Annotated in this window: 10 protein-coding genes; 9 read left to right on the top strand and 1 reads right to left on the bottom strand. The window is 47.5% G+C overall.

The window, feature by feature from the left end:
• Window positions 1-9 precede the first annotated feature (9 nt).
• Together ISX59_RS13010 and ISX59_RS13005 are read left to right on the top strand one after the other, a co-directional pair.
• Window positions 10-1,446 (top strand): PD40 domain-containing protein, encoded by a 1,437-nt coding sequence (locus tag ISX59_RS13010; protein WP_032541157.1) that lies wholly within the window; start codon window positions 10-12, stop codon window positions 1,444-1,446.
• A 106-nt stretch (window positions 1,447-1,552) separates the two neighbouring features.
• On the top strand, window positions 1,553-4,204 hold the full coding sequence (locus ISX59_RS13005) for a glycoside hydrolase family 3 protein (protein ID WP_032541156.1): 2,652 nt from the start codon (window positions 1,553-1,555) through the stop codon (window positions 4,202-4,204).
• Window positions 4,205-4,262: 58 nt separating this feature from the next.
• Here the strand turns inward: ISX59_RS13005 and ISX59_RS13000 are convergent, their stop codons facing one another.
• Window positions 4,263-5,159, bottom strand: coding sequence for an AraC family transcriptional regulator (locus tag ISX59_RS13000; RefSeq protein WP_005775668.1), 897 nt, complete (start codon window positions 5,157-5,159; stop codon window positions 4,263-4,265).
• A gap of 137 nt (window positions 5,160-5,296) precedes the next feature.
• On the opposite strand from ISX59_RS13000, the gene ISX59_RS12995 reads away from it, so the two are divergent.
• From ISX59_RS12995 to ISX59_RS12965, 7 genes are all read left to right on the top strand, one after another.
• The gene (locus ISX59_RS12995; RefSeq protein WP_005810153.1) at window positions 5,297-6,676 is read left to right on the top strand and encodes a sugar porter family MFS transporter; all 1,380 of its coding nucleotides are present in this window, start codon (window positions 5,297-5,299) and stop codon (window positions 6,674-6,676) included.
• Between the two features lie 13 nt (window positions 6,677-6,689).
• Window positions 6,690-9,983, top strand: a complete 3,294-nt coding sequence (locus ISX59_RS12990) for a DUF5107 domain-containing protein (RefSeq protein ID WP_032540858.1) — start codon at window positions 6,690-6,692, stop codon at window positions 9,981-9,983.
• Window positions 9,984-10,109: 126 nt separating this feature from the next.
• The gene (locus ISX59_RS12985) at window positions 10,110-12,881 is read left to right on the top strand and encodes a glycoside hydrolase family 2 protein (protein WP_032540856.1); all 2,772 of its coding nucleotides are present in this window, start codon (window positions 10,110-10,112) and stop codon (window positions 12,879-12,881) included.
• Window positions 12,882-13,062: 181 nt separating this feature from the next.
• On the top strand, window positions 13,063-15,330 hold the full coding sequence (locus tag ISX59_RS12980; protein WP_220575963.1) for a glycoside hydrolase family 95-like protein: 2,268 nt from the start codon (window positions 13,063-13,065) through the stop codon (window positions 15,328-15,330).
• Between the two features lie 1,102 nt (window positions 15,331-16,432).
• On the top strand, window positions 16,433-17,827 hold the full coding sequence (locus ISX59_RS12975; protein ID WP_005775661.1) for a Gfo/Idh/MocA family protein: 1,395 nt from the start codon (window positions 16,433-16,435) through the stop codon (window positions 17,825-17,827).
• A 111-nt stretch (window positions 17,828-17,938) separates the two neighbouring features.
• Window positions 17,939-18,829, top strand: a complete 891-nt coding sequence (locus tag ISX59_RS12970; protein ID WP_032531179.1) for a YitT family protein — start codon at window positions 17,939-17,941, stop codon at window positions 18,827-18,829.
• Window positions 18,830-18,854: 25 nt separating this feature from the next.
• Window positions 18,855-22,190 (top strand): glycoside hydrolase family 2 TIM barrel-domain containing protein, encoded by a 3,336-nt coding sequence (locus ISX59_RS12965; RefSeq protein ID WP_220575962.1) that lies wholly within the window; start codon window positions 18,855-18,857, stop codon window positions 22,188-22,190.
• Window positions 22,191-22,206 lie beyond the last annotated feature (16 nt).

Genomic DNA, 22,206 nt, shown 5'->3' with positions numbered 1-22,206 from the left:
TGCACTGATATGAAAACTACCTATATTCTTTTTATGATGGCTCTTGCCTGGATACTACAAGCCTGCACAGAGCAATGTCAAAGGCCGGACTTATATACAGATAGTATTCCCTGTATATACCCGGATTATACAGGAGTCACCTTCCCGGTTAATATTGCTCCGCCAAATTTCATTATCAAGGAAGAAGCTGATGTTTTTCAAACAGAAATTGGTGTAGAAAAAGTGACAGATATTCTATATACCAGCAAGCAACCGGAAGTGATTATCCCATCCAAAGCCTGGAAAAAACTTCTCCAAAAGGCAGCCGGAAAGGAAATCTTTATTCGAATCACCCTCCTGAAAGATGGAAAATGGACACGCTTCGCAGATATTACAGATACCGTTTCTAATGAAATGATAGATCCATACCTCGCCTACCGGCTACTCTACCCGGGATATGAACTCTGGAACGAGATGGGAATCTATCAACGAAACCTGACTAATTATGAGGAAACTCCCATAGCGGAGAATAAAGCATTTGAAAAACAATGCATAAATTGCCATACGTTCAACCGGAACTCGCCCGAAACCATGATGATACATGTACGTGGAAAATCGGGAGGAACACTGATATCAAAGAATGGAAAAGTAGAAAAAGTCAATACAAAACCGGAAGGAGCCAAGAATGGAGGAACCTATGCAGCATGGCATCCTACAGGGCGATATATTGCTTTCTCTATGAATGAGATACAACAGTTCTTCCATTCATCGGGACAAAAACCCATCGAGGTGTCAGACCTGGCCGCCGACTTGATGGTATATGACACGCAAAAGAAAACGTTCCTCACGGACTCCCTGATTTATGGGGATAAATACATGGAGACATTTCCGAACTGGACACCGGACGGGAAGACGCTATACTTCTGCCGTGGAAACGCTTATAAAGAAAAGATGCCGCTGGACAGTATTCATTATGACCTATGCCGGATTGGATTCGACCCCGAATCAGGTAAGTTCGGGAGCTTGGAGTGTGTATATAAAGCTTCGGAACAGGGGAAGAGCGTGTCTTTTCCAAGAGTTTCTCCGGATGGCAGATACCTGATGTTCACTCTATCTGATTATGGTAACTTTTCTATCTGGCATCCGGAAAGCGAGCTTTGCCTTTTAACGATAGATACCGGAGAGATACGGCTTTTAAACGAGGTGAACAGTGATGACGTGGAAAGCTTCCATACCTGGTCGTCATCCGGAAAGTGGTTCGTATTCAGCAGCAAACGACTGGACGGACTTTGGGCACGACCATTCTTCGCCAGTTTCAATCCGGAAACAGGAAAAGCGGGAAAACCGTTTTTATTGCCACAGAAAGATCCGCGTTTCTATGATACGTTTACTAAAACGTATAATTTACCGGAGCTGATTAAAGAACCGGTGCGTAACGGAAATGAACTGATAAAAGCTATACATTAATTTAACACACTTTACCCCGAAAGAGAGGGCTTTCCATTTTGCAGTAAGCCCTCTTTTTTAGAACTTTGCGACATCACTCAATAAACATTTAATTCAAAGAAAACACATGAAAAACATTTTCCTTACCTTAAGTTTGGCTATCGGATTGCTTTTACCTTGCAATCTGTATGCTCAAAGCCAGTATCCGTTCCAAAACACGACATTATCTACCGAAGAAAGAGTAAATGACCTTATCGGACGTATGACCCTTGAAGAGAAAATAGATTTGCTTGCCGGATACAACGATTTCTATCTGCACCCGTGCGAACGATTGGGAATACCGGCATTCAAACTGGCTGACGGTCCGCTGGGCGTTGCCTCCTGGGGATTGTTCGGACGTGCTACCGCATTTCCATCGGCACTTTCTCTGGCTGCCTCATGGAACAAAAATCTGGCAGAAAAGACAGGAGCCATGTATGCCCAGGAATGGCGTGCGAGAGGTATTCATTTTCTTTTAGCTCCGGGGGTAAACAACTACAGGGCTTCCAAAGGAGCCCGTAATTTCGAGTATTTCGGCGAAGATCCCTATCTGACATCCGAAATGGTAGTCCCTTTTATTAAAGCGGTACAAGACGGAGGAGTAATCGCCACCATAAAACACTTCGCAGCCAACGATCAGGAGTTTGACCGCTATACAGTCAGTACGGAAGTATCCGAACGCGCGCTGCAGGAAATTTACCTTCCACCTTTTAAAGCTGCCGTACAAAAAGCAGGTGTCAAAGCCGTCATGACGGGTTACAACTTAGTGAACGGAACACATTGTACTGAAAACAAACATCTGATCGATATTTTAAAGAAGGACTGGGGTTTCAAAGGCATGTTGATGTCAGACTGGGCATGTACCTATTCCGCTGACAATGCCGCAAACTACGGTTTGGATCTTGAAATGGGCAGCAACGACTGGTTCACCCGCAAAGAACTTCTCCCACTTATTAAAGAAGGAAAGGTTACAGAGGAAGTGATCAACGATAAAGTACGCCGTATTTACGGAGCCTGCATCTCAATGGGATTTTTTGATCGGCCTCAGCAAGACACCCATATCCCGACTTTCAACCCACAAGCCAATCAAATGGCATTGAATGCCGCCTGTGAAGGTATCATCCTGTTAAAGAACGAACAAAACACATTACCCATCCGCCAACCTAAAGTAATTGCCGTGATCGGTCCTACAGCCAATCCGGCGATTGTTTCGGACAGAATATACAATGTCAACAGCATTGTGTATGGCGGAGGTGGAAGTTCTAAAGTTCACCCCTGGTATGTCGTTTCAGCATTAGAGGGTATCTGCCAGGAATTTCCGGAAGCAACAGTATATTACACCGAAGGAATATCCAACCAGTTCAAACCCCGGTTGTTCCGTAACAGTAAGTTCCGTACCAAAGATGGTAAACCCGGACTGGAAGCCAGTTATTATGCATTGTCATCTGACAGTTCTGCTATGCTCTCCGACAAAATGATCCAGCAACAGGCAGTAGCTGCCGGAAGAACAGTAAACAGCAATCAACCGAGCAACACAGCATCCGGAAACGGTAAAGATGAAAACGGACTGATCATTCGCCGTATCGACCGCACAGTAAATTACGAATGGTGGGGATACCCTTTCAACGAGAGCAAATTGGGAAGTGACTACCGGATATGTTGGGAAGGATACGTGGATGCCGAGAAGACAGACAGCCTCCGGTTCTTTGTCGATGCACAGGGAGCGTATCGCTTGTGGATAGACGGAACATTGGCATTGGACGCTTCCCGGTCTCAATCGTTCGACGTACGCAATATTGCCGTTTCAGTACGGAAAGGAGATACCAAACACGTTCAACTGGAATTCTGTAACCAACGTAGCACCCCGGCAGAGATCCGGATGGGATATGCTTATCAAAGCGACATTGACTTTTCTGAAGCAAAGCGACTGGCCGAGAAAGCCGATCTCGTGGTGTTCTGTGCCGGATTGGACGGAAGCATCGAACTGGAGGGGCGCGACCGACCGTTCGATTTGCCTTATGGACAAGACCTGCTAATCGAGGAATTGATTAAAGTAAACCCCAAACTGATAGTAGCTATTCATGCCGGAGGCGGAGTAAACATGACCCGGTGGATCAATCAGGTACCCGCTGTAGTACATGCCCTCTATCCCGGGCAGGAGGGTGGACACGCATTAGCCCACATTCTTTCGGGCAAAGTAAATCCGTCAGCCAAACTCCCGTTCACAATCGAAAAAAAATGGGAAGATTCGCCGGCATACGGGCACTATGATGAAACCCGAAAAGAAAAGAAGGTATATTATACAGAAGGAATCTTCACCGGTTACCGGGGATACGACGAAAAAGGTATCGAACCTCTTTTCCCATTTGGATTCGGACTCTCGTATACCACTTTTGATTATACGGACCTCAATATCCGTATTACAGATAAAAAACAGAAGAAAGTCACAGTTTCGTTTACCATAACCAATACCGGGCAGCAAGACGGATACGAAATTGCCCAACTTTATGTACATGATATACAGTCTAAAGAGCCCCGTCCACAGAAAGAATTAAAAGGCTTTGACAAAGTATATCTGAAGGCAGGAGAAAGCAAACAGGTAGAGATCGAACTGGATGAAGACGCATTCCGGTATTTCAATGCCCGACAAAACCGTTGGGTATTTGAGAAAGGAGAGTTTGAAATCCTGGTAGGTGCCTCTTCCAGAGACATCAAACTGACAGGAAAGATCAAGATATAATCTTTATCAGTTGACGGGGAAAAGCGATAACCGGCTTTCCCCGTCAGCCTGATCTCTTCTATCCTTTTTTCACCTTCTTATATTCTCTGGGAGACATACCCATTATCTGGCTAAACAGCCGTGAAAAGTAATAAGCATCTTCAATACCTACCCGATAGCATACCTGATTCACTTTCATATCCGTAAAATCGAGAAACTGACAGGCTTTCTGAATCTTGATCTGATTGAAATAACTCAATGGTGCATAGCCCGTACGTTTCAAAAATAAATTAGAGAAGTACGAAGGCGAATATCCTGTATAATCTGCCAACTCGGCTAAAGTCAGCTTCTTACCCAAATTCTCCTTCATATAATGAATGGCTGCACTAACGGGATCTTCCTCACCCATCAGGCGGTGTTCTGAAAAAGCCTCCCGATACTCCCTGAGATAACGTAAAGAACCCAGATAATGATGAAATACAGAGCTGGCATACGAAAGATTCTCCAGACTGTACCCCATTTTCAGTACCCGAAATATTTCCTCAAACAATTCTGTCCGGTAACTGATTCGCGAATGCATTCCCGGCTTTATTTCCGTGAGCCGGCAAGTTCGGTGCGTACAATAGAGTGAAGCCAGTGTTCCCCCGAAGTGAATCCAATAAATTGTCCATGGTTCTTTTTCATCGGCGCCATAGGCATGAGGGAGTCCTGCCGGAAGTATGAAGTATTGATTGGGAGCTACCGGGTGCTTCTGCCCATCCAGGCTGAACCACCCCCTACCCTCCGTACAATAGATAAATACATATTGGTCAATCGGAACATCCCGTTCCCGAAAATGATTATAAGCCTTTGGATAATAGCCTATATCGGTAATATACAGTACAGAGGTCGCAGGCTCTGTCTTCATGCGTTGTACAATGGCCGGAGGCAATACCAATGCCTGTTCGCCGAGAAAACCGTCTTTTTGTTTTGCCATACTAACAGATTCATAGATTCACGTCACAAATATACATATAAAAAAGAAAGATAGTCCATCTTTTTAGCTGGTTTCTCTATTTATTTTCACCTCCAAACCCGCTTACTTTGCATTAATCATTTAAACCATTTAATAACATGAAACAGACACAAGGCTATTTACTACTAATCTGCATCGTCTCAGCTATGGGCGGGCTGTTGTTCGGCTATGATTGGGTTGTCATCGGTGGAGCTAAAATCTTCTACGAACCTTTCTTCGGAATTGAAAATTCAGCAGTTCTACGCGGCTGGGCCATGAGCAGCGCATTGATAGGCTGCCTGGTAGGGGCTTTGCTATCGGGTGTTTGGAGTGACAAGTACGGACGTAAAAAGATGCTCATCATAGCCTCCTTCCTGTTTGCGCTTTCAGCTTTAGGTACGGGAATAGTCGATAGTTTTTCCTATTTTATCTTCTATCGCATTGTAGGAGGACTGGGTATCGGCATCGCATCCAACGTTTCCCCCGTCTATATCGCAGAAGTTTCCCCTGCCCATGTACGAGGTAAATTCGTATCACTCAACCAGCTTACCATCGTATTAGGCATTTTACTGGCGCAACTGGCAAACTGGCAGATAGGAGAATACTATACACACGGTTCCGACGTACTGAGTGACACCAGTATAGAGTGGGCCTGGCGATGGATGTTCTGGGCAGAACTGATTCCGGCAGGAATCTTCTTTCTATTATCATTCGTCATCCCTGAAAGTCCCCGCTGGCTGGCTACTGTCCATCAACAGGAGAAAGCACGGAAAACACTGATGCGCATCGGAGGAGAAACCTATGCCCGGCAGACCCTGGAAGAACTGACACAAGTAACCCGGGGGCAAGACGGAAAACAAGATTACGAATGGAAAGCTGTCTTTCGCCCGGAAATGCGCAAAGTGCTGATCATCGGCATCGTCCTGGCTATATTCCAACAATGGTGTGGCATCAATGTAATCTTCAATTATGCACATGAAATCTTTTCATCGGCCGGTTATGCCGTTTCCGATGTGTTGATGAACATTGTAGTGACCGGAATCACCAATGTGATATTTACCTTCGTAGCCATCTATACAGTGGATAAATGGGGACGTCGCACCCTGATGCTTATCGGTTCTGCCGGATTGGCACTGATTTACCTGACACTGGGAACTTGCTACTTTCTGGATGTAAGCGGTCTGCCCATGCTCCTGCTGGTAGTGCTTGCCATTGCCTGCTATGCCATGTCACTCGCTCCGGTAGTCTGGGTGGTTTTATCCGAAATTTTCCCCGTGAAAATACGAGGTATGGCCATGGCCCTCTCCACCTTCTTCCTTTGGGTAGCTTGCTTTGTACTGACCTATACCTTCCCCGTTTTGAATGAAAGTATAGGTGCCGAAGGTACTTTCTGGCTGTATGGTGGCATCTGTCTGGCCGGATTCCTGTTCATACGCCGGAAGCTGCCAGAAACCAAAGGGAAAACACTGGAAGAAATAGAAAAAGAATTAATCAAATAATCCATAAAATAAGATGAAAGAGAATGTAAAAGTATGGGAGGAGGACATCCTGCTCCCTACCTATGGCATCGGACGTCCCGAAAAGAACCCGATGTTTCTGGAAAAGCGTGTCTATCAAGGCAGCAGCGGAGTAGTATACCCGTATCCGGTCATCGAGAAGATTGAAGACACTTGTGAAGAGAAAAGCTATCATGCCGTATGGTTGGAAAATGAATACCTCAAAGTCATGATTCTGCCCGAATTAGGAGGACGCATCCAGATGGCTTTCGATAAAATAAAGCAACGGCATTTTATTTATTACAACCACGTGATAAAACCGGCTTTGGTAGGACTGACCGGTCCCTGGATTTCAGGGGGCATTGAGTTCAACTGGCCTCAACACCACCGCCCCAGCACATTCCTGCCGGTAGATTACAGCATTGAACAATGCAAAGACGGAAGTGTCATTGTATGGGTAAGCGAACGGGAACGGATGTTCGGCCAGAAAGGAACAGCCGGATTCACACTCCGCCCCGGCCGGGCTGTACTCGAGATACAGGGAAAAGTTTCTAACCCGACTCCTCTGCCACAGACTTTCCTGTGGTGGGCCAATCCGGCAGTAGCAGTCAACGCAGACTATCAGTCTGTATTCCCCTCGGATGTTAACGCCGTATTCGACCATGGAAAGCGGGATGTATCCCGTTATCCTATCGCTACCGGAACCTACTACAAGATGGACTATTCCGCCGGAGTGGATATTTCAAGATATAAAAACATCCCTGTACCGACTTCCTACATGGCAATCCGGTCCGAATACAACTTTGTGGGCGGATACGAAAACGACACCCAGGCAGGTGTTCTGCATGTTGCCAATCATCACATATCTCCAGGAAAGAAACAATGGACGTGGGGAAACGGAGATTTCGGACAAGCATGGGACCGCAATCTGACGGATGCCGACGGACCGTATATAGAGCTGATGACAGGAGTCTATACGGACAATCAACCGGATTTCAGCTGGCTGCAACCCTATGAAGAGAAGACTTTTACACAATACTTCATGCCCTACCGGGAACTGGGAGTTGTGAAAAACGCCTCCTCGGAACTCCTGATGAATCTGGAGCCCGAAGGAACAGAGAGCAGGTTAAAGCTCTTTGCTACCTCTGCCCAACAGGGATTACACATCGTAGTCCGGAAAGCAGGAAACATCTGTTTTGAACAAACCTGCGACCTCTCTCCGGAACAAGTGTTCGACAGACTGGTCCCCGTCAACGACCTTAGTGAAACAGAAGTCATCATCTACGATACCAACGGACGGGAGAAGCTCAGTTGGAGGGCTGAACCGGAAACTATCAAAGAGGTTCCGGAAGCAGCCCGACCCGCCCTCGCACCGGAAGAAATTAAAACAAATGAGGAACTCTACCTAACCGGACTGCATCTGGAACAATACCGACATGCAACTTATTGTCCGACCGATTATTATTTGGAAGCACTCCGCCGTGACAATGAAGACGCCCGTTGTAACAATGCCATGGGGCTGTGGCTTATACGCAAAGGACAGTTCGCGCAAGCAGAGCCCTACCTGCGGAAAGCGATTTCCCGACTGACCGAGAAGAATCCTAATCCGTATGATGGTGAAGCTTTCTACAACCTTGGGCTTGCGCTGAAATTCCAGGGAAAAAACGATGAAGCATACAATTCATTCTATAAATCGTGCTGGAACGCGGCATGGCAGGATGCAGGCTATTATTCACTGGCTCAAATCTCCGTTTCACGCGGCAACTGGGAAGAAGCTTTCGGAGAAATTGAAAAATCCTTATTACGCAATTGGCACAACCTGCGCGGTCGCCATCTGAAAGCAATGATCCTCCGCCATCTTGAACGTCCGGAGGAAGCTCTTGCCTGGATAGAAGACTCCCTGAAAATCGACGCATTCAACTTTGGCTGCCTGTTCGAAAAATATCTGATAACCCGGGAAGAAACCGTACTGTCCCAACTCCGACACCTGATAAAACGCGGCGCACCCGACTACGAGGCATTAGTGCTCGACTATACCTCTGCAGGACGATTTGAAGAAGCACTGGCCGTTGCCGAGTTGGCTATCGGCCAACCCATCGGCGAACAGACTCTGCTGCACTATTACAAGAGTTGGTGCCTGATTCGTTTAGGAGAAACAGACAAGGCGCGAACAGCCATCAGGCTTGCTGAAAAAGAACCGGCCGACTACTGCTTTCCCAATGCCCTGGAAGCGATAGAAGCTCTTCAGTGTGTGGCCGACTTTATGGGAGAAGCCCCGAAAGCCCTCTATTATTTGGGAAATCTTTGGTATGACAAACGCCAGTATACCCCTGCCATCGCAGCTTGGGAACGTTCTTCGCGTGAGGACGAAACATTTCCTACCGTATGGCGTAACCTGGCTCTGGCCTACTTCAACAAATTGAATCGCCCGGAAGAAGCCGTCCTCTTGCTGGAAAAAGCATTCCGCCTGGATCCGACCGACGCCCGCGTACTGATGGAACTCGATCAGCTGTATAAACGGCTGAACCGCCCGCACACAGAAAGAATGGCTTTTCTGGAACAACATATGGATATCGTAATAACTCGTGACGATTTATATCTGGAATATGTCACCTTGCTGAACCAGACCGGACAATACAGGGAAGCCATCCGCCGGATCGATCAGCGAAAATTCCATCCGTGGGAAGGCGGTGAGGGAAAAGTTCCCGCACAATATCAGATAGCCCGCCTGGAACTGGCAAAGGAACTGATCGCACGTAAAGAATACGATGAGGCACTCATCCGGATAGAAGAGTGCTACGCATACCCACCACATCTGGGTGAAGGCAAACTCCCGGGAGCACAGGAGAATGACTTCAATTATTACAAAGCCTGCATCCTGCAACAACTGGGCAAACAGAAAGAGGCACACGACCTGTTCCTCAAAGCCAGCATGGGAGACAGTCAGCCAGCCGCTGCCATGTATTACAACGACCAAAAACCGGACAAGATCTTCTATCAAGGACTTGCATTCCGAAAACTGGGACAAGAGAAAGAGGCACGCAGCCGCTTCAACAAATTAATCACTTATGGAGAAGAACATCTCTTCGACATATTCCAGATGGATTATTTTGCCGTATCTTTACCCGACCTTCTGATCTGGGAAGACGATATGGATAAGAAGAACCGCATCCACTGTAACTATCTGATGGCTCTGGGACATCTGGGACTGGGAAATACGGCAAAAGCCGAACACTTCTTTGAAGTAGCCGCTTCGATGGATAACAATCATCAGGGGATACAGATTCACCGGAAATTAATGAATACATAAAAGAAATGAGGCCTCACCACAGAATACACAGATTAGTACAGAACATTTAATCTTACCAATCAAAAAGAAATAAACGATTAATCTGTGAAAATCCGTGTAATCTGTGGTGAATAAAACCATACAATCATGAAAAAACCAAATCAAAACACCCGACATCGAGCCATCCTGATCCTGACCGGATGCCTGCTCGCCATGGCCGTTATGGCACAATCGACAAAAAATGATGTCCTCGACCTGTCAGGTATGTGGCGCTTTCAACTGGACCCGATGGGATTCGGCAAGACTCCCGGCTCCGAGCTCTATCTGGACAAACTCTCGGAAACCATCATGCTGCCCGGATCGACGGACCAGGGTGGCAAAGGAATCAAAAACACCGCACGTTATGTAGACCGCCTGAGTCGAAAATTCGAGTATCAGGGGGCTGCCTGGTACCAACGGGAAGTAGTGATCCCCGAGGACTGGTCCGGCCGTGAGATTTACCTGAAGCTGGAGCGTTGTCATTGGGAAACAACTGTCTACGTAGACGATAAGGAAGTAGGTGTCATGGAGCACCTGAGTACTCCAAACACATTCGTACTGACTCCGGTGCTCAGCCCCGGCATCCATACGCTGACCATCTGCGTAAACAATACGCTCAAATATCCAATGGATCAGTGGAACCACGGAACTACCGAATATACACAAACCAACTGGAATGGAATAGTCGGTGACATTTCACTGTATGCCAAAGAAAAAGCGCACATCCGCCGGATTAATGTATATCCCGATGTGACAGCAAAAGAAGTGGAAATAGCAGTACAACCCGCCCCCCTGAAGCACGGGCAAACGGGAACGCTGGAGCTATGTATCCGGGAGAAAGGGGGCAAAGTGATAGTTCGCCAGAGCATGAGTGCAGATAGCCTGCAGGCACATGCCGGCATTCGGCAAACCCTTCCGATGGGTAAACAGGTGAAACTCTGGGATGAATTTACACCTTATTTGTATGAGCTTGAGGCCAGCTGGAACGTAGATGGCAAGACAGACACCCAAACCCGAACTTTCGGCATGCGAAATGTGGAACAAGGCAAGCATCACATCCGTCTGAACGGAAGAGACATTCACTTGCGCGGAGTGCTGGACTGCGCGGTTTTCCCTCTGACCGGCTATCCGTCGACAAACGTCGATGACTGGAAGCGTATCTTCAACACCATCAAGGAATATGGAATGAACCACGTACGTTTCCACTCCTGGTGCCCGCCGGAAGCCGCATTCGAAGCGGGCGACGAAACAGGCATGTACCTCCAGGCCGAACTCCCCATGTGGATCAAAGACGTGGGCAAATATCCTGCCCGACGCGATTTCTTCGAAAAAGAGATGTATGCCATTCTCGACGCTTATGGCAATCATCCCTCTTTCATCCTGATGTGTAACGGAAACGAAAATGAAGGTGATTTTGCCGTATTGGAAGATCTGGTGAAAAAAGCACAGGCTTATGACAACCGACGTCTTTACAGCGCCTCAACCGCCCGCACACACACTCCCTCGGATCAATATTATGTGTCGCACGTCACTTCGAAAGGATGGATCACCGTATACGAAGGGAAACCCTCGACTGACTGGGATCGTTGCAAGGAGTCGGACATCGATGTTCCGGTGATTGCCCACGAAACGGGACAGCGCTGCATGTACCCCAACTTCGAAGAAATAAAGAAATATACAGGCGTAGTCGAAGCACGCAACTTTGAAGTGTTTCGCGAACGACTTGCCAGAAACGGCATGTTGCATCAAGCCGATGATTTCTTCAAAGCAACCGGAGCACACACAGTGCTGCAATATAAAGAGGTGAACGAATCGTTGCTGCGCACTCGCAATTCCGGTGGGTTCCAATTATTGGGACTGGCCGATTTCCCAGGACAGGGCAGCGCTTTTGTCGGTATCCTCGATGCCTTTTGGGAAAGTAAAGGCCTCGTATCCCCCGAAAAGTTCAGAGAATCGTGTGCCCCTACCGTGCTTCTGGCACGCCTGCCCCAACGTACTTTCAAGACCGGAGAGAATCTGAAAGCAAAGATGGAGATTTACCATTACGGCAAGAATGCCCTGAAAGACCGGAAACTGAACTGGACATTGACAGGAGAAGATGGAACCGTGTACCGTAAGGGAAGCCTGAAAGTAAAAGAAATACAACCCGCCACGGTAGATTCGCTTGGGATCATCGAATTATCTCTGAATGGTGTGGAGAGTGCCCGCAAGCTGACACTGAAGGCTGAATTGGGAAGTTGTCGCAATGAATGGGACGTATGGGTATACCCCGAACAGCCAAAAGTTGAAGAGACTAACTTTATCTACACCCGTACCTGGAATGACAAGACCAAACAGTGGCTCGACGAAGGAAAGAGCGTACTGTTGATCCCCGAAAAGTGCCAAGGACGCAAAGCACACTTCGCCAGCCACTTCTGGAATCCGATTATGTTCAACTGGAACCCGATGATCGTAGGTACACTGATCGATAACGAGCACCCTGCTTTCCGCGATTTCCCCACGGGAAGCTATGCTGACTGGCAATGGTGGGATATCCTTAACTATTCGACAGCTCTGGAACTGGACGAACTGAAAGAAATCACTCCACTGATACAAAGCATCGACTCTTATGAAACCAACCAAAAGCTGGGAATCTCGTTTGAGGCGAATGTAGGAAAAGGAAAATTGTTCGTGCTCTGCGCCGATCCTGAAAAGAAAATCGGTGAAAGGCTTGCCATGCAGCAGTTGCTCACCTCTGTCCGGAATTACGTTTCATCCGATCGTTTCAAACCGGAAAGAAGTTTGCCTGTCTATCAGTTGGACGCACTCTTCGCTCCGGCAGCCGAAGAGAAATCCGGAAATAAAGGAAGCAAAGCGATCGAACTGTTGTTGAATAAATAATACCGACCGACAGCCGCCGGTCCGTTTATATCCGGACGAAGGTTCGCCGCATAGCCGGAGCATAGACTAAAATTTATTAAAAGAATAGCAGCCTCCCTATGGTGACTGCTATTCTCTTTGTATTCATTATAATAGCACAAGTCTGAAAGTAAATCATCGTAAACCATTCTTTTTTAATATTATGAAAATCAAACTACTATTGCTACTCTGTTGTGGTCTGTGGGGCAGTTGCAGCTCGTACGACTACTGCCCGGTCACTCCTTCGGAGAGTGACCTTGTATTCACCGGACTTGCCCGATCGTGGGACGAAGCGATGCCTCTGGGCAACGCCACCGTCGGCGCACTGGTATGGCAACGCGACTCCTCCCTGCGTCTGTCACTGGACCGGACCGATCTATGGGACTTGCGCCCAGTAGACAGCCTGTCGGGAGATAACTTCCGCTTCTCCTGGGTAAAAGAGCACATCCGCACAAAAGACTACCTGCCCGTACAGAAAAAGCTGGACTGGCCTTATGACATGAACCCTGCCCCATCCAAAATCCCCGGAGCCGCAATCGAGTTTCCATTGGAAAAGATAGGCGCTCCCACCCAAGTACGACTTTATCTGAATAATGCTCTGTGCGAAGCGAACTGGGCAGACGGCACACAGATGCAGACTTTTGTTCATGCCACCGAACCGGTCGGATGGTTTGTATTCCGTAACCTGAGAACTCCGATAGAGCCGTCTATCCTTACCCCCGTATACAATAAAACGAAACCGGACGGCAGCCTCGATCCGGTTTCGGGACAGGATCTCCACCGGCTGGGCTACCAGCAAGGAGAGACAGTCCGCGAAGGCAACCGGATCACCTATCACCAGAAAGGCTACGGAGACTTCTGGTATGACGTAGTTGTGTGTTGGAAACAGGAAGGAGAAACCCTGTACGGTACTTGGAGCGTCACCTCTTCCCTATCCGGCGAAAAAGCAGCCGAAAAAGCAGAAGCAGCCCTGCAACGTGGATTAAAACAGGATTATCAGGCACATCTGGAATATTGGGACAAGTACTGGGCACAATCATCCGTTACTCTGCCCGACTCCATTTTACAAAAACAATACCAGAACGAGATGTATAAATTCGCCTCTACCACCCGCGAACACTCCTATCCCATCTCCCTGCAAGCCGTATGGACAGCCGACAACGGAAAACTCCCTCCCTGGAAAGGGGACTATCACCACGACCTCAACACACAGCTGAGCTATTGGCCCGCCTATACGGGCAATCACCTGACGGAAGGCATGGGATACCTGAACACCTTATGGAACCAGCGGGATACATACAAGCGCTACACCCGCCAGTATTTCGGAACCGAAGGTATGAACATACCGGGCGTCTGCACCCTGACAGGAGAACCGATGGGGGGATGGATACAGTACTCCATGTCGCAGACAGTGGCTGCCTGGCTGGCACAGCACTTCTATCTGCACTGGAAATATTCGGCAGACCGCACCTTCCTCAAAGAACGTGCTTACCCCTTCCTTAAAGATGTGGCAATCTACCTGGAACAAGTCTCCGAAGTCACCCCCGAAGGAGTACGCAAACTGGAATTCAGTTCAAGTCCCGAAGTATTCGACAACTCCCTGCAAGCATGGTTCAGCGACATGACCAACTACGACCTGGCAATGATGCACTTCCTCTTTAAAGCAGCCGCCGAACTGGCTCACGAACTGAATCTGGCAGACGAGTCATCCCACTGGGCAGCTTTAGAAGCCCAATTGCCGGACTACGATGTGGATGAAGAAGGTTGCCTCACCTTTGCCAAAGGATATCCTTACAATGAATCGCACCGCCACTTCTCCCATGCCATGGCCATTCACCCGATGGGACTGATAGACTGGAGCGACGGAGAAAAGTCACAACACATCATACGGGCCACCCTGAAGCGGCTCGACGAAGTGGGGCCGGACTACTGGACAGGCTATTCGTACAGTTGGCTTGCCAACATGAAAGCCCGGGCATTCGACGGCAAAGGTGCGGCACAGGCCCTGAGAACCTTTGCTGAATGTTTCTGCCTGAAAAACACCTTCCACGCCAACGGTGACCAGACCAAAAGCGGCAAATCCCGTTTCACTTACCGCCCCTTCACGCTCGAGGGTAACTTTGCTTTCGCATCGGGCATCCAGGAGATGCTGTTGCAAAGCCATACGGGCACGATACGCATCTTCCCCGCACTGCCCGAAGAGTGGAAAGATGTATCGTTCGAAGGACTGCGTGCGATGGGTGCATTCCTTGTCTCTGCACAGATGGAAGGCGGAGAAATCACCCGTGTACGCATCTATTCGGAGAAAGGCGGCATGTTGAAAATAGCCCGCCCCGGCACACTGAAACCGGATAAAAACTATACATTGTCCGGTCCGGATATTCTCAACATAGATACTCAGGCAGGCGAATGGATTGAGTTGAAGCCCTGATACATTCTGACAAGAAGGCAGCAATGTATATTTATTATCATTTTGTATTTTCTACCCGGTGTAGCCTGCGCTATATCCGGGTAGTCTTCTTTCCGATGAATAATATCACCCTCTCCGGCGATTACATTTTTTCAGGTTATCACCCTTTCGGCTGATTTCGGATCAGGGCACTATCCCTTCCGGTCCAAACATTACATTATTTCTTGCTATGCCCCCGAACAGGAACATTCTGACACTCTAACGACGGTAGCCTGCACCGGGCTAAAAAATAAAAGGAAAGCCGAATCAGGATAACGATTGCTCTCTTCCTCCCCAATGCCGCCTCGGTTTTAATGAAACGGAGCCTTGGTTTTAAACCAACGCCGCCTTCCTTTATTAGAAACGGAGCCTTAGTTTAAAAGCCTCAATGCATATATATAGAAGAATTCACGCCATCTACGCATACTTTTGCGGTTCATATTCATTTTATATGCAGTTCTGCTCTCCGGTTCAACTATTTCACACCGATTGCAAGTCAACAAAAAACAGGATATACTATCAGAATCATACTATTCAGAACATTCTGCTTTCAAAAGTAAAAAGCGGCTTTAAGGTTTATCATTTATTAAAATATTATAAAATTAAGCTATAACACAGAGGGTCACTCCCCAATGATGTGTATTTATAGCGTATATCAAAAAGTAAATCATTGCTCGAGCAACCAAACGAAAGAAAAGAATCTCATAACAAAGAAACAGAAGAATGAATAAAAGAGTTGCAACCCACAACACACTACACGCTGCATTATATACCCCGGAAAAACATTGCACTACCGGGTTCAAACAACTTGTAAAAGATGACATTACCAGGATTTTGCAGAAAGCAAAACCAGCCTGCTGCAGAGATGGCATCTTCCATTCAACAACGGAAGTGACCGTCTCTGCAGGCTGACAGGATTTATCCTGTTATAATAACAACCGGAATATCTATGAATTAAAGATGTAACAGAGAACGTTTTAATCGTATAAAAGATAAGAGTTGTGAAAAGTATTCTTATCTTTGCACGAGAAATGAAACACTATTATTAACAACAATTTTATTAACTAATCAAATCTTATCAAACATGTTTAAACATCTAAATGCCCTGTTTATCGGACTTGCATTGTTTGCTTGCACTTCGGGTGCAGTAGCACAAACCATCAAGCCTATCGAGACTCCAGTGCCTGTACGTCCCGCCGGACAAAAAGACGTAGTCGGACTGACTGCTCCTAAACTCGACGTGGTACGTGTCGGATTCATTGGCTTGGGTATGCGTGGACCGGGTGCAGTAGAACGCTTCACTCACATCCCCGGAACACAGATCGTAGCCCTTTGCGACCTTATCCCCGAACGCGTAGCCGGTGCACAGAAAATCCTGACCAAGGCAAGCCTGCCTGAAGCAGCTTCTTACTCCGGTAGCGAAGATGCCTGGAAAAAACTTTGCGAACGTAACGATATCGACCTCGTTTACATCGCGACTGACTGGAAACATCACGCACAGATGGCTATCTACGCCATGGAACACGGCAAGCACGTTGCCATCGAAGTTCCTTCGGCAATGACCATGGACGAAATCTGGGCGCTGATCAATACCTCTGAAAAAACTCGTAAACACTGTATGCAGCTTGAAAACTGTGTATATGACTTCTTCGAACTGACTACACTGAACATGGCTCAGCAAGGCGTATTCGGTGAAGTGCTTCACACAGAAGGTGCTTACATCCACAACCTCGAAGACTTCTGGCCATACTACTGGAACAACTGGCGTATGGATTACAATCAGAATCATCGTGGCGATGTATATGCCACTCACGGTATGGGCCCGGCTTGCCAGCTGCTCGACATTCACCGTGGTGACAAAATGAACTACCTCGTATCTATGGATACAAAGGCTGTCAACGGTCCGGCATACATCAAAAAAACAACCGGCAAAGAAGTAAAAGATTTCCAGAACGGTGACCAGACTTCTACACTGATCCGTACGGAAAAAGGTAAAACGATCCTGATTCAGCACAACGTAATGACTCCGCGTCCTTACAGCCGTATGTATCAGGTAGTAGGTGCCGACGGTTATGCAAGCAAATATCCTATCGAAGAATACTGCATGCGTCCGACTCAGATCGCTTCAAACGACGTACCTAACCACGAAAAGCTGAACGCACACGGCTCTGTACCCGCTGACGTTAAAAAAGCCCTGATGGATAAATACAAACACCCGATCCACAAAGAACTGGAAGAAACAGCTAAAAAAGTAGGTGGACACGGTGGTATGGACTACATCATGGATTACCGTCTGGTTTACTGTCTGCGCAACGGTCTTCCTTTGGATATGGACGTTTATGACCTTGCAGAATGGTGCTGCATGGCCGACCTGACCAAGCTTTCTATCGAAAACAGCTCTGCACCGGTAGCTATCCCTGACTTCACTCGTGGAGCATGGAACAAGGTGAAAGGTTACAGACACGCTTTCGCAAAATAATAAAACCTCTTTTTGACACGGGTTTCACGAGTCCTCCGGCAAGTAGTTCGCTACGCAATGCCGGCCGGTTCATGAAATCCGTGTCCGATTATAAGACTACACAACCCATCCATGAAGATGAAAATATCAAAGCCCTCTAAACAGGGAGTAATCAGAGAAACGAAAGACTACTTAATGATTGCCTTGGGAATGATCCTTTACGGCATCGGTTGGACTCTCTTCCTGCTTCCTAACGACATCACCACCGGTGGAGTACCGGGCATTGCCTCTATTGTTTATTTCGCTACCGGATTTCCGGTTCAATACACTTACTTCGCCATCAATGCTGTATTGCTGATGGTATCCCTCAAAGTGCTGGGATTTCGATTCAGTCTCAAAACCATATTCGGTGTATTCACTTTAACCTTCTTCCTGTCTATCATCCAAAAATTAACGGCGAACGTAACCTTACTACACGACCAGCCGTTCATGGCTTGTGTATTGGGTGCCTCTTTTTGCGGAAGTGGCATCGGTATTGCTTTCTCGGCCAACGGAAGTACCGGAGGAACAGATATCATTGCGGCTGTTATCAACAAATACCGCGACATCACTCTGGGAAGAGTCATGCTGATCTGTGACCTGATCATCATCTCCTCCAGCTACTTCGTATTGAAAGACTGGGAAAAGGTAGTTTACGGATATGTGACTCTTTATGTTTGCAGCTTTGTGCTGGACCAGGTGGTGAACAGTGCACGACAATCCGTACAATTCTTCATTATCTCCAACAAGTACGAAGAAATAGGCAAACGCATCAACGAATATCCACACCGGGGAGTAACCGTCATCAATGCAACCGGGTTCTATACCGGCAAAGAGCAGAAGATGATGTTCGTCCTGGCCAAGAAACGGGAATCAACCATTATCTTCCGGTTGATAAAAGACTGTGATCCGACTGCTTTTGTTTCGCAAAGCGCAGTGATCGGTGTATACGGAGAAGGCTTTGATCATATAAAAGTTAAATAAATTATCATTCTAATACCCTCGAAACATGAAATTAAGACTATCTCATACCTTAAATAGCCTTATGCTGGGTGGCCTCCTGATGGCCTCCGCTTTTGCTTCGGCCGGCAATGAACCGAAGAAGCCTTACTGGCAAGACGTACAGGTAGTAGCCGTAAATAAAGAATACCCCCGTTCTTCATTTATGACCTACGAAAACCGTGCAAACGCCTTGACCGGAAAGTTCGAAAAAAGCAAATATTATCAACTTCTGAACGGAACCTGGAAGTTCTACTTTGTAGATTCATACAAGAATCTGCCGGCTAACATCACCGACCCTTCGATGAGCACAGCCGACTGGACAGATATAAAAGTACCGGGCAACTGGGAAGTACAGGGCCATGGCGTGGCTATCTATACCAATCACGGTTATGAATTCCAGCCCCGTAACCCACAACCTCCGACTCTACCGGAGGCCAATCCGGTAGGTGTGTACCGTCGCGACATCGATATCCCCACCGATTGGGACGGACGTGATATTTATCTTCACCTGGCCGGTGCCAAATCGGGTGTATACGTGTACATCAACGGGCAGAAAGTGGGTTATAGCGAAGATTCCAAAAACTCTGCGGAGTTCCTGATCAACAAATTCGTGAAACCCGGCAAAAATGTACTTACTTTAAAGATTTACCGTTGGAGTACCGGGTCTTATCTGGAATGCCAGGACTTCTGGCGTATCAGCGGCATCGAACGTGATGTTTTCCTCTATTCACAACCTAAAGCCGCGTTGAAAGACTTCCGCGTGACATCGACCCTGGACGATACATACAAAGACGGTATCTTCAAACTGGGTGCAGACCTGAGAAATAACGGTTCGGCTGCCAGCAACATGGCTCTGGTATACGAATTGCTCGATGCCAAAGGTAACGTAGTAGCCACCGGAGAAAAAACTGCTGATGTAGCTGCCGGAGAAACCCGCACAGTATCTTTCGACCAGACACTCCCGGGAGTCAAAACCTGGACTTCGGAAGCTCCTAATCTTTACAAACTGGTGATGACCGTGAAAGAAAACGGTAAAGTGAACGAAATCATTCCGTTTAACGTGGGTTTCCGCCGTATCGAAATCAAACCGATCGAGCAACTGGCGGGTAACGGAAAGCCTTATGTATGCCTCTTTATCAATGGCCAGCCGCTGAAACTGAAGGGAGTAAACATCCACGAACACAATCCGGCTACCGGTCACTATATGACCGAAGAGCTGATGCGCAAAGATTTCGAATTGATGAAACAACATAACCTGAATACGGTCCGCCTATGCCATTATCCGCAGGACCGCCGCTTCTATGAGTTATGCGACGAATACGGACTTTATGTATATGATGAAGCAAACATCGAAAGCCACGGTATGTACTACGACCTGAAAAAAGGCGGTACGTTAGGAAACAACCCCGAATGGCTGAAAGCACATATGGACCGCACGATCAACATGTTCGAACGTAACAAGAACTATCCGAGTCTGACTTTCTGGTCACTGGGTAATGAAGCCGGTAACGGTTACAACTTCTATCAGACCTACCTTTGGTTGAAGAATGCAGATAAGAACATCATGGACCGTCCGGTAAACTACGAACGTGCCCAGTGGGAATGGAACTCCGATATGTACGTTCCGCAATATCCGGGAGCACAGTGGCTCGAAGCTATGGGTAAACGCGGCAGCGACCGTCCGATAGCCCCTTCCGAATATTCACACGCAATGGGTAACTCGAACGGTAACCTCTGGGATCAATGGAAAGCAATCTATAAATATCCGAACTTGCAGGGTGGATACATCTGGGATTGGGTGGACCAGGGCATTGACGCAGTAGACGAGAACGGACGTCACTTCTGGACATACGGTGGTGACTATGGTGTAAATACGCCGAACGACGGTAACTTCTGCTGCAATGGTATCGTTAGTCCGGACCGTACACCGCATCCGGCAATGGCTGAAGTGAAGTATGTTCATCAGAACGTAGCTTTCGAACCGGTGGATCCGGCCAATGGAAAATTCCTGGTTAAGAATCGTTTCTACTTCACAAACCTGCAGAAGTATATGATCTCGTATACCATTAAAGCAAACGGAAAAACGGTGAAAGGTGGTAAAATGTCAGTCAATGTAGAGCCACAGGGAAGTAAAGAAATTACTATTCCGGTAAGCGGACTGAAATCGAAACCGGGAACCGAATACTTCATATACTTCAACGTAACTACGACTGAACCGGAGCCGTTAATTCCGGTTGGACACGAAATTGCATACGAACAGTTCCGCCTGCCGGTTGAACCGAGTGAACGTACTTTCGCTACCGGTGGTCCAACTCTGAAAGTATCGGCAGAAGGCAACGAACTGAGTGCTTCCTCTTCAAAGGTAAGCTTCGTATTTGATAAGAAAACCGGCTTGGTTTCTTCATATAAAGTAGGCGGAACCGAATACTTTAAAGATGGTTTCGGACTTCAGCCTAACTTCTGGCGTGCACCGAACGATAACGACTATGGCAACGGTAACCCCAAACGTCTGCAAGTGTGGAAACAATCGAGCAAAAACTTCAATGTAGTAGACGCCAACATAGTAATGGACGGCAAAGATGCCGTATTGACCGCCAACTATCTGCTGGCTGCCGGTAACCTTTACATTGTTACATACCGCATCCATCCTTCGGGTGTAGTAAAGGCTGATTTCACTTTCACTTCTACCGATATGGAAGCTGCCAAAACCGAAGCCTCCGAGGCAACACTGATGGCTACTTTCACTCCGGGAAGCGATGCGGCGCGCAAGGCTGCTTCTAAACTGGAAGTACCCCGTATCGGTGTACGCTTCCGTCTGCCTGCAGAAATGAACCAGGTAGAATACTTCGGACGCGGACCGGAGGAAAACTATGTGGACCGTAATGCCGGTACCCTGATCGACCTCTATAAAACAACCGCCGACAATATGTACTTCCCATACGTACGTCCGCAGGAAAACGGCCATCATACCGACACCCGTTGGCTGACCCTGAATAAAAAAGGCGGTAAGGGACTGACGATCTATGCAGACAAAACAATCGGCTTCAATGCACTGCGCAATTCGGTAGAGGATTTTGACGGAGAAGAAACCGTATCACGTCCGTATCAATGGCTGAACCGTGATGCCGGTGAACTGGTTCACGATGAAAGCAAAGCCAAAGATCAGTTGCCGAGAAAGACACATATCAACGATATCTCACCGAGAAACTTCGTTGAGGTATGTGTGGATATGAAGCAGCAGGGTGTGGCCGGATATAACAGCTGGGGTGCACGTCCCGAACCGGGCTACAACATTCCGGCAAACCAGGAATACAAATGGGGATTTACAATCGTACCAAGATAAACTAACTTAAAAATAG

It is taken from the genome of Bacteroides sp. FSHCM14E1, from assembly GCF_019633785.1.
In the GTDB taxonomy this organism is placed as follows: domain Bacteria; phylum Bacteroidota; class Bacteroidia; order Bacteroidales; family Bacteroidaceae; genus Bacteroides; species Bacteroides hominis.
The sequence above is the reverse complement of the archived record's forward strand: the minus strand, read 5'-3'. Positions and strand labels throughout refer to the sequence as shown.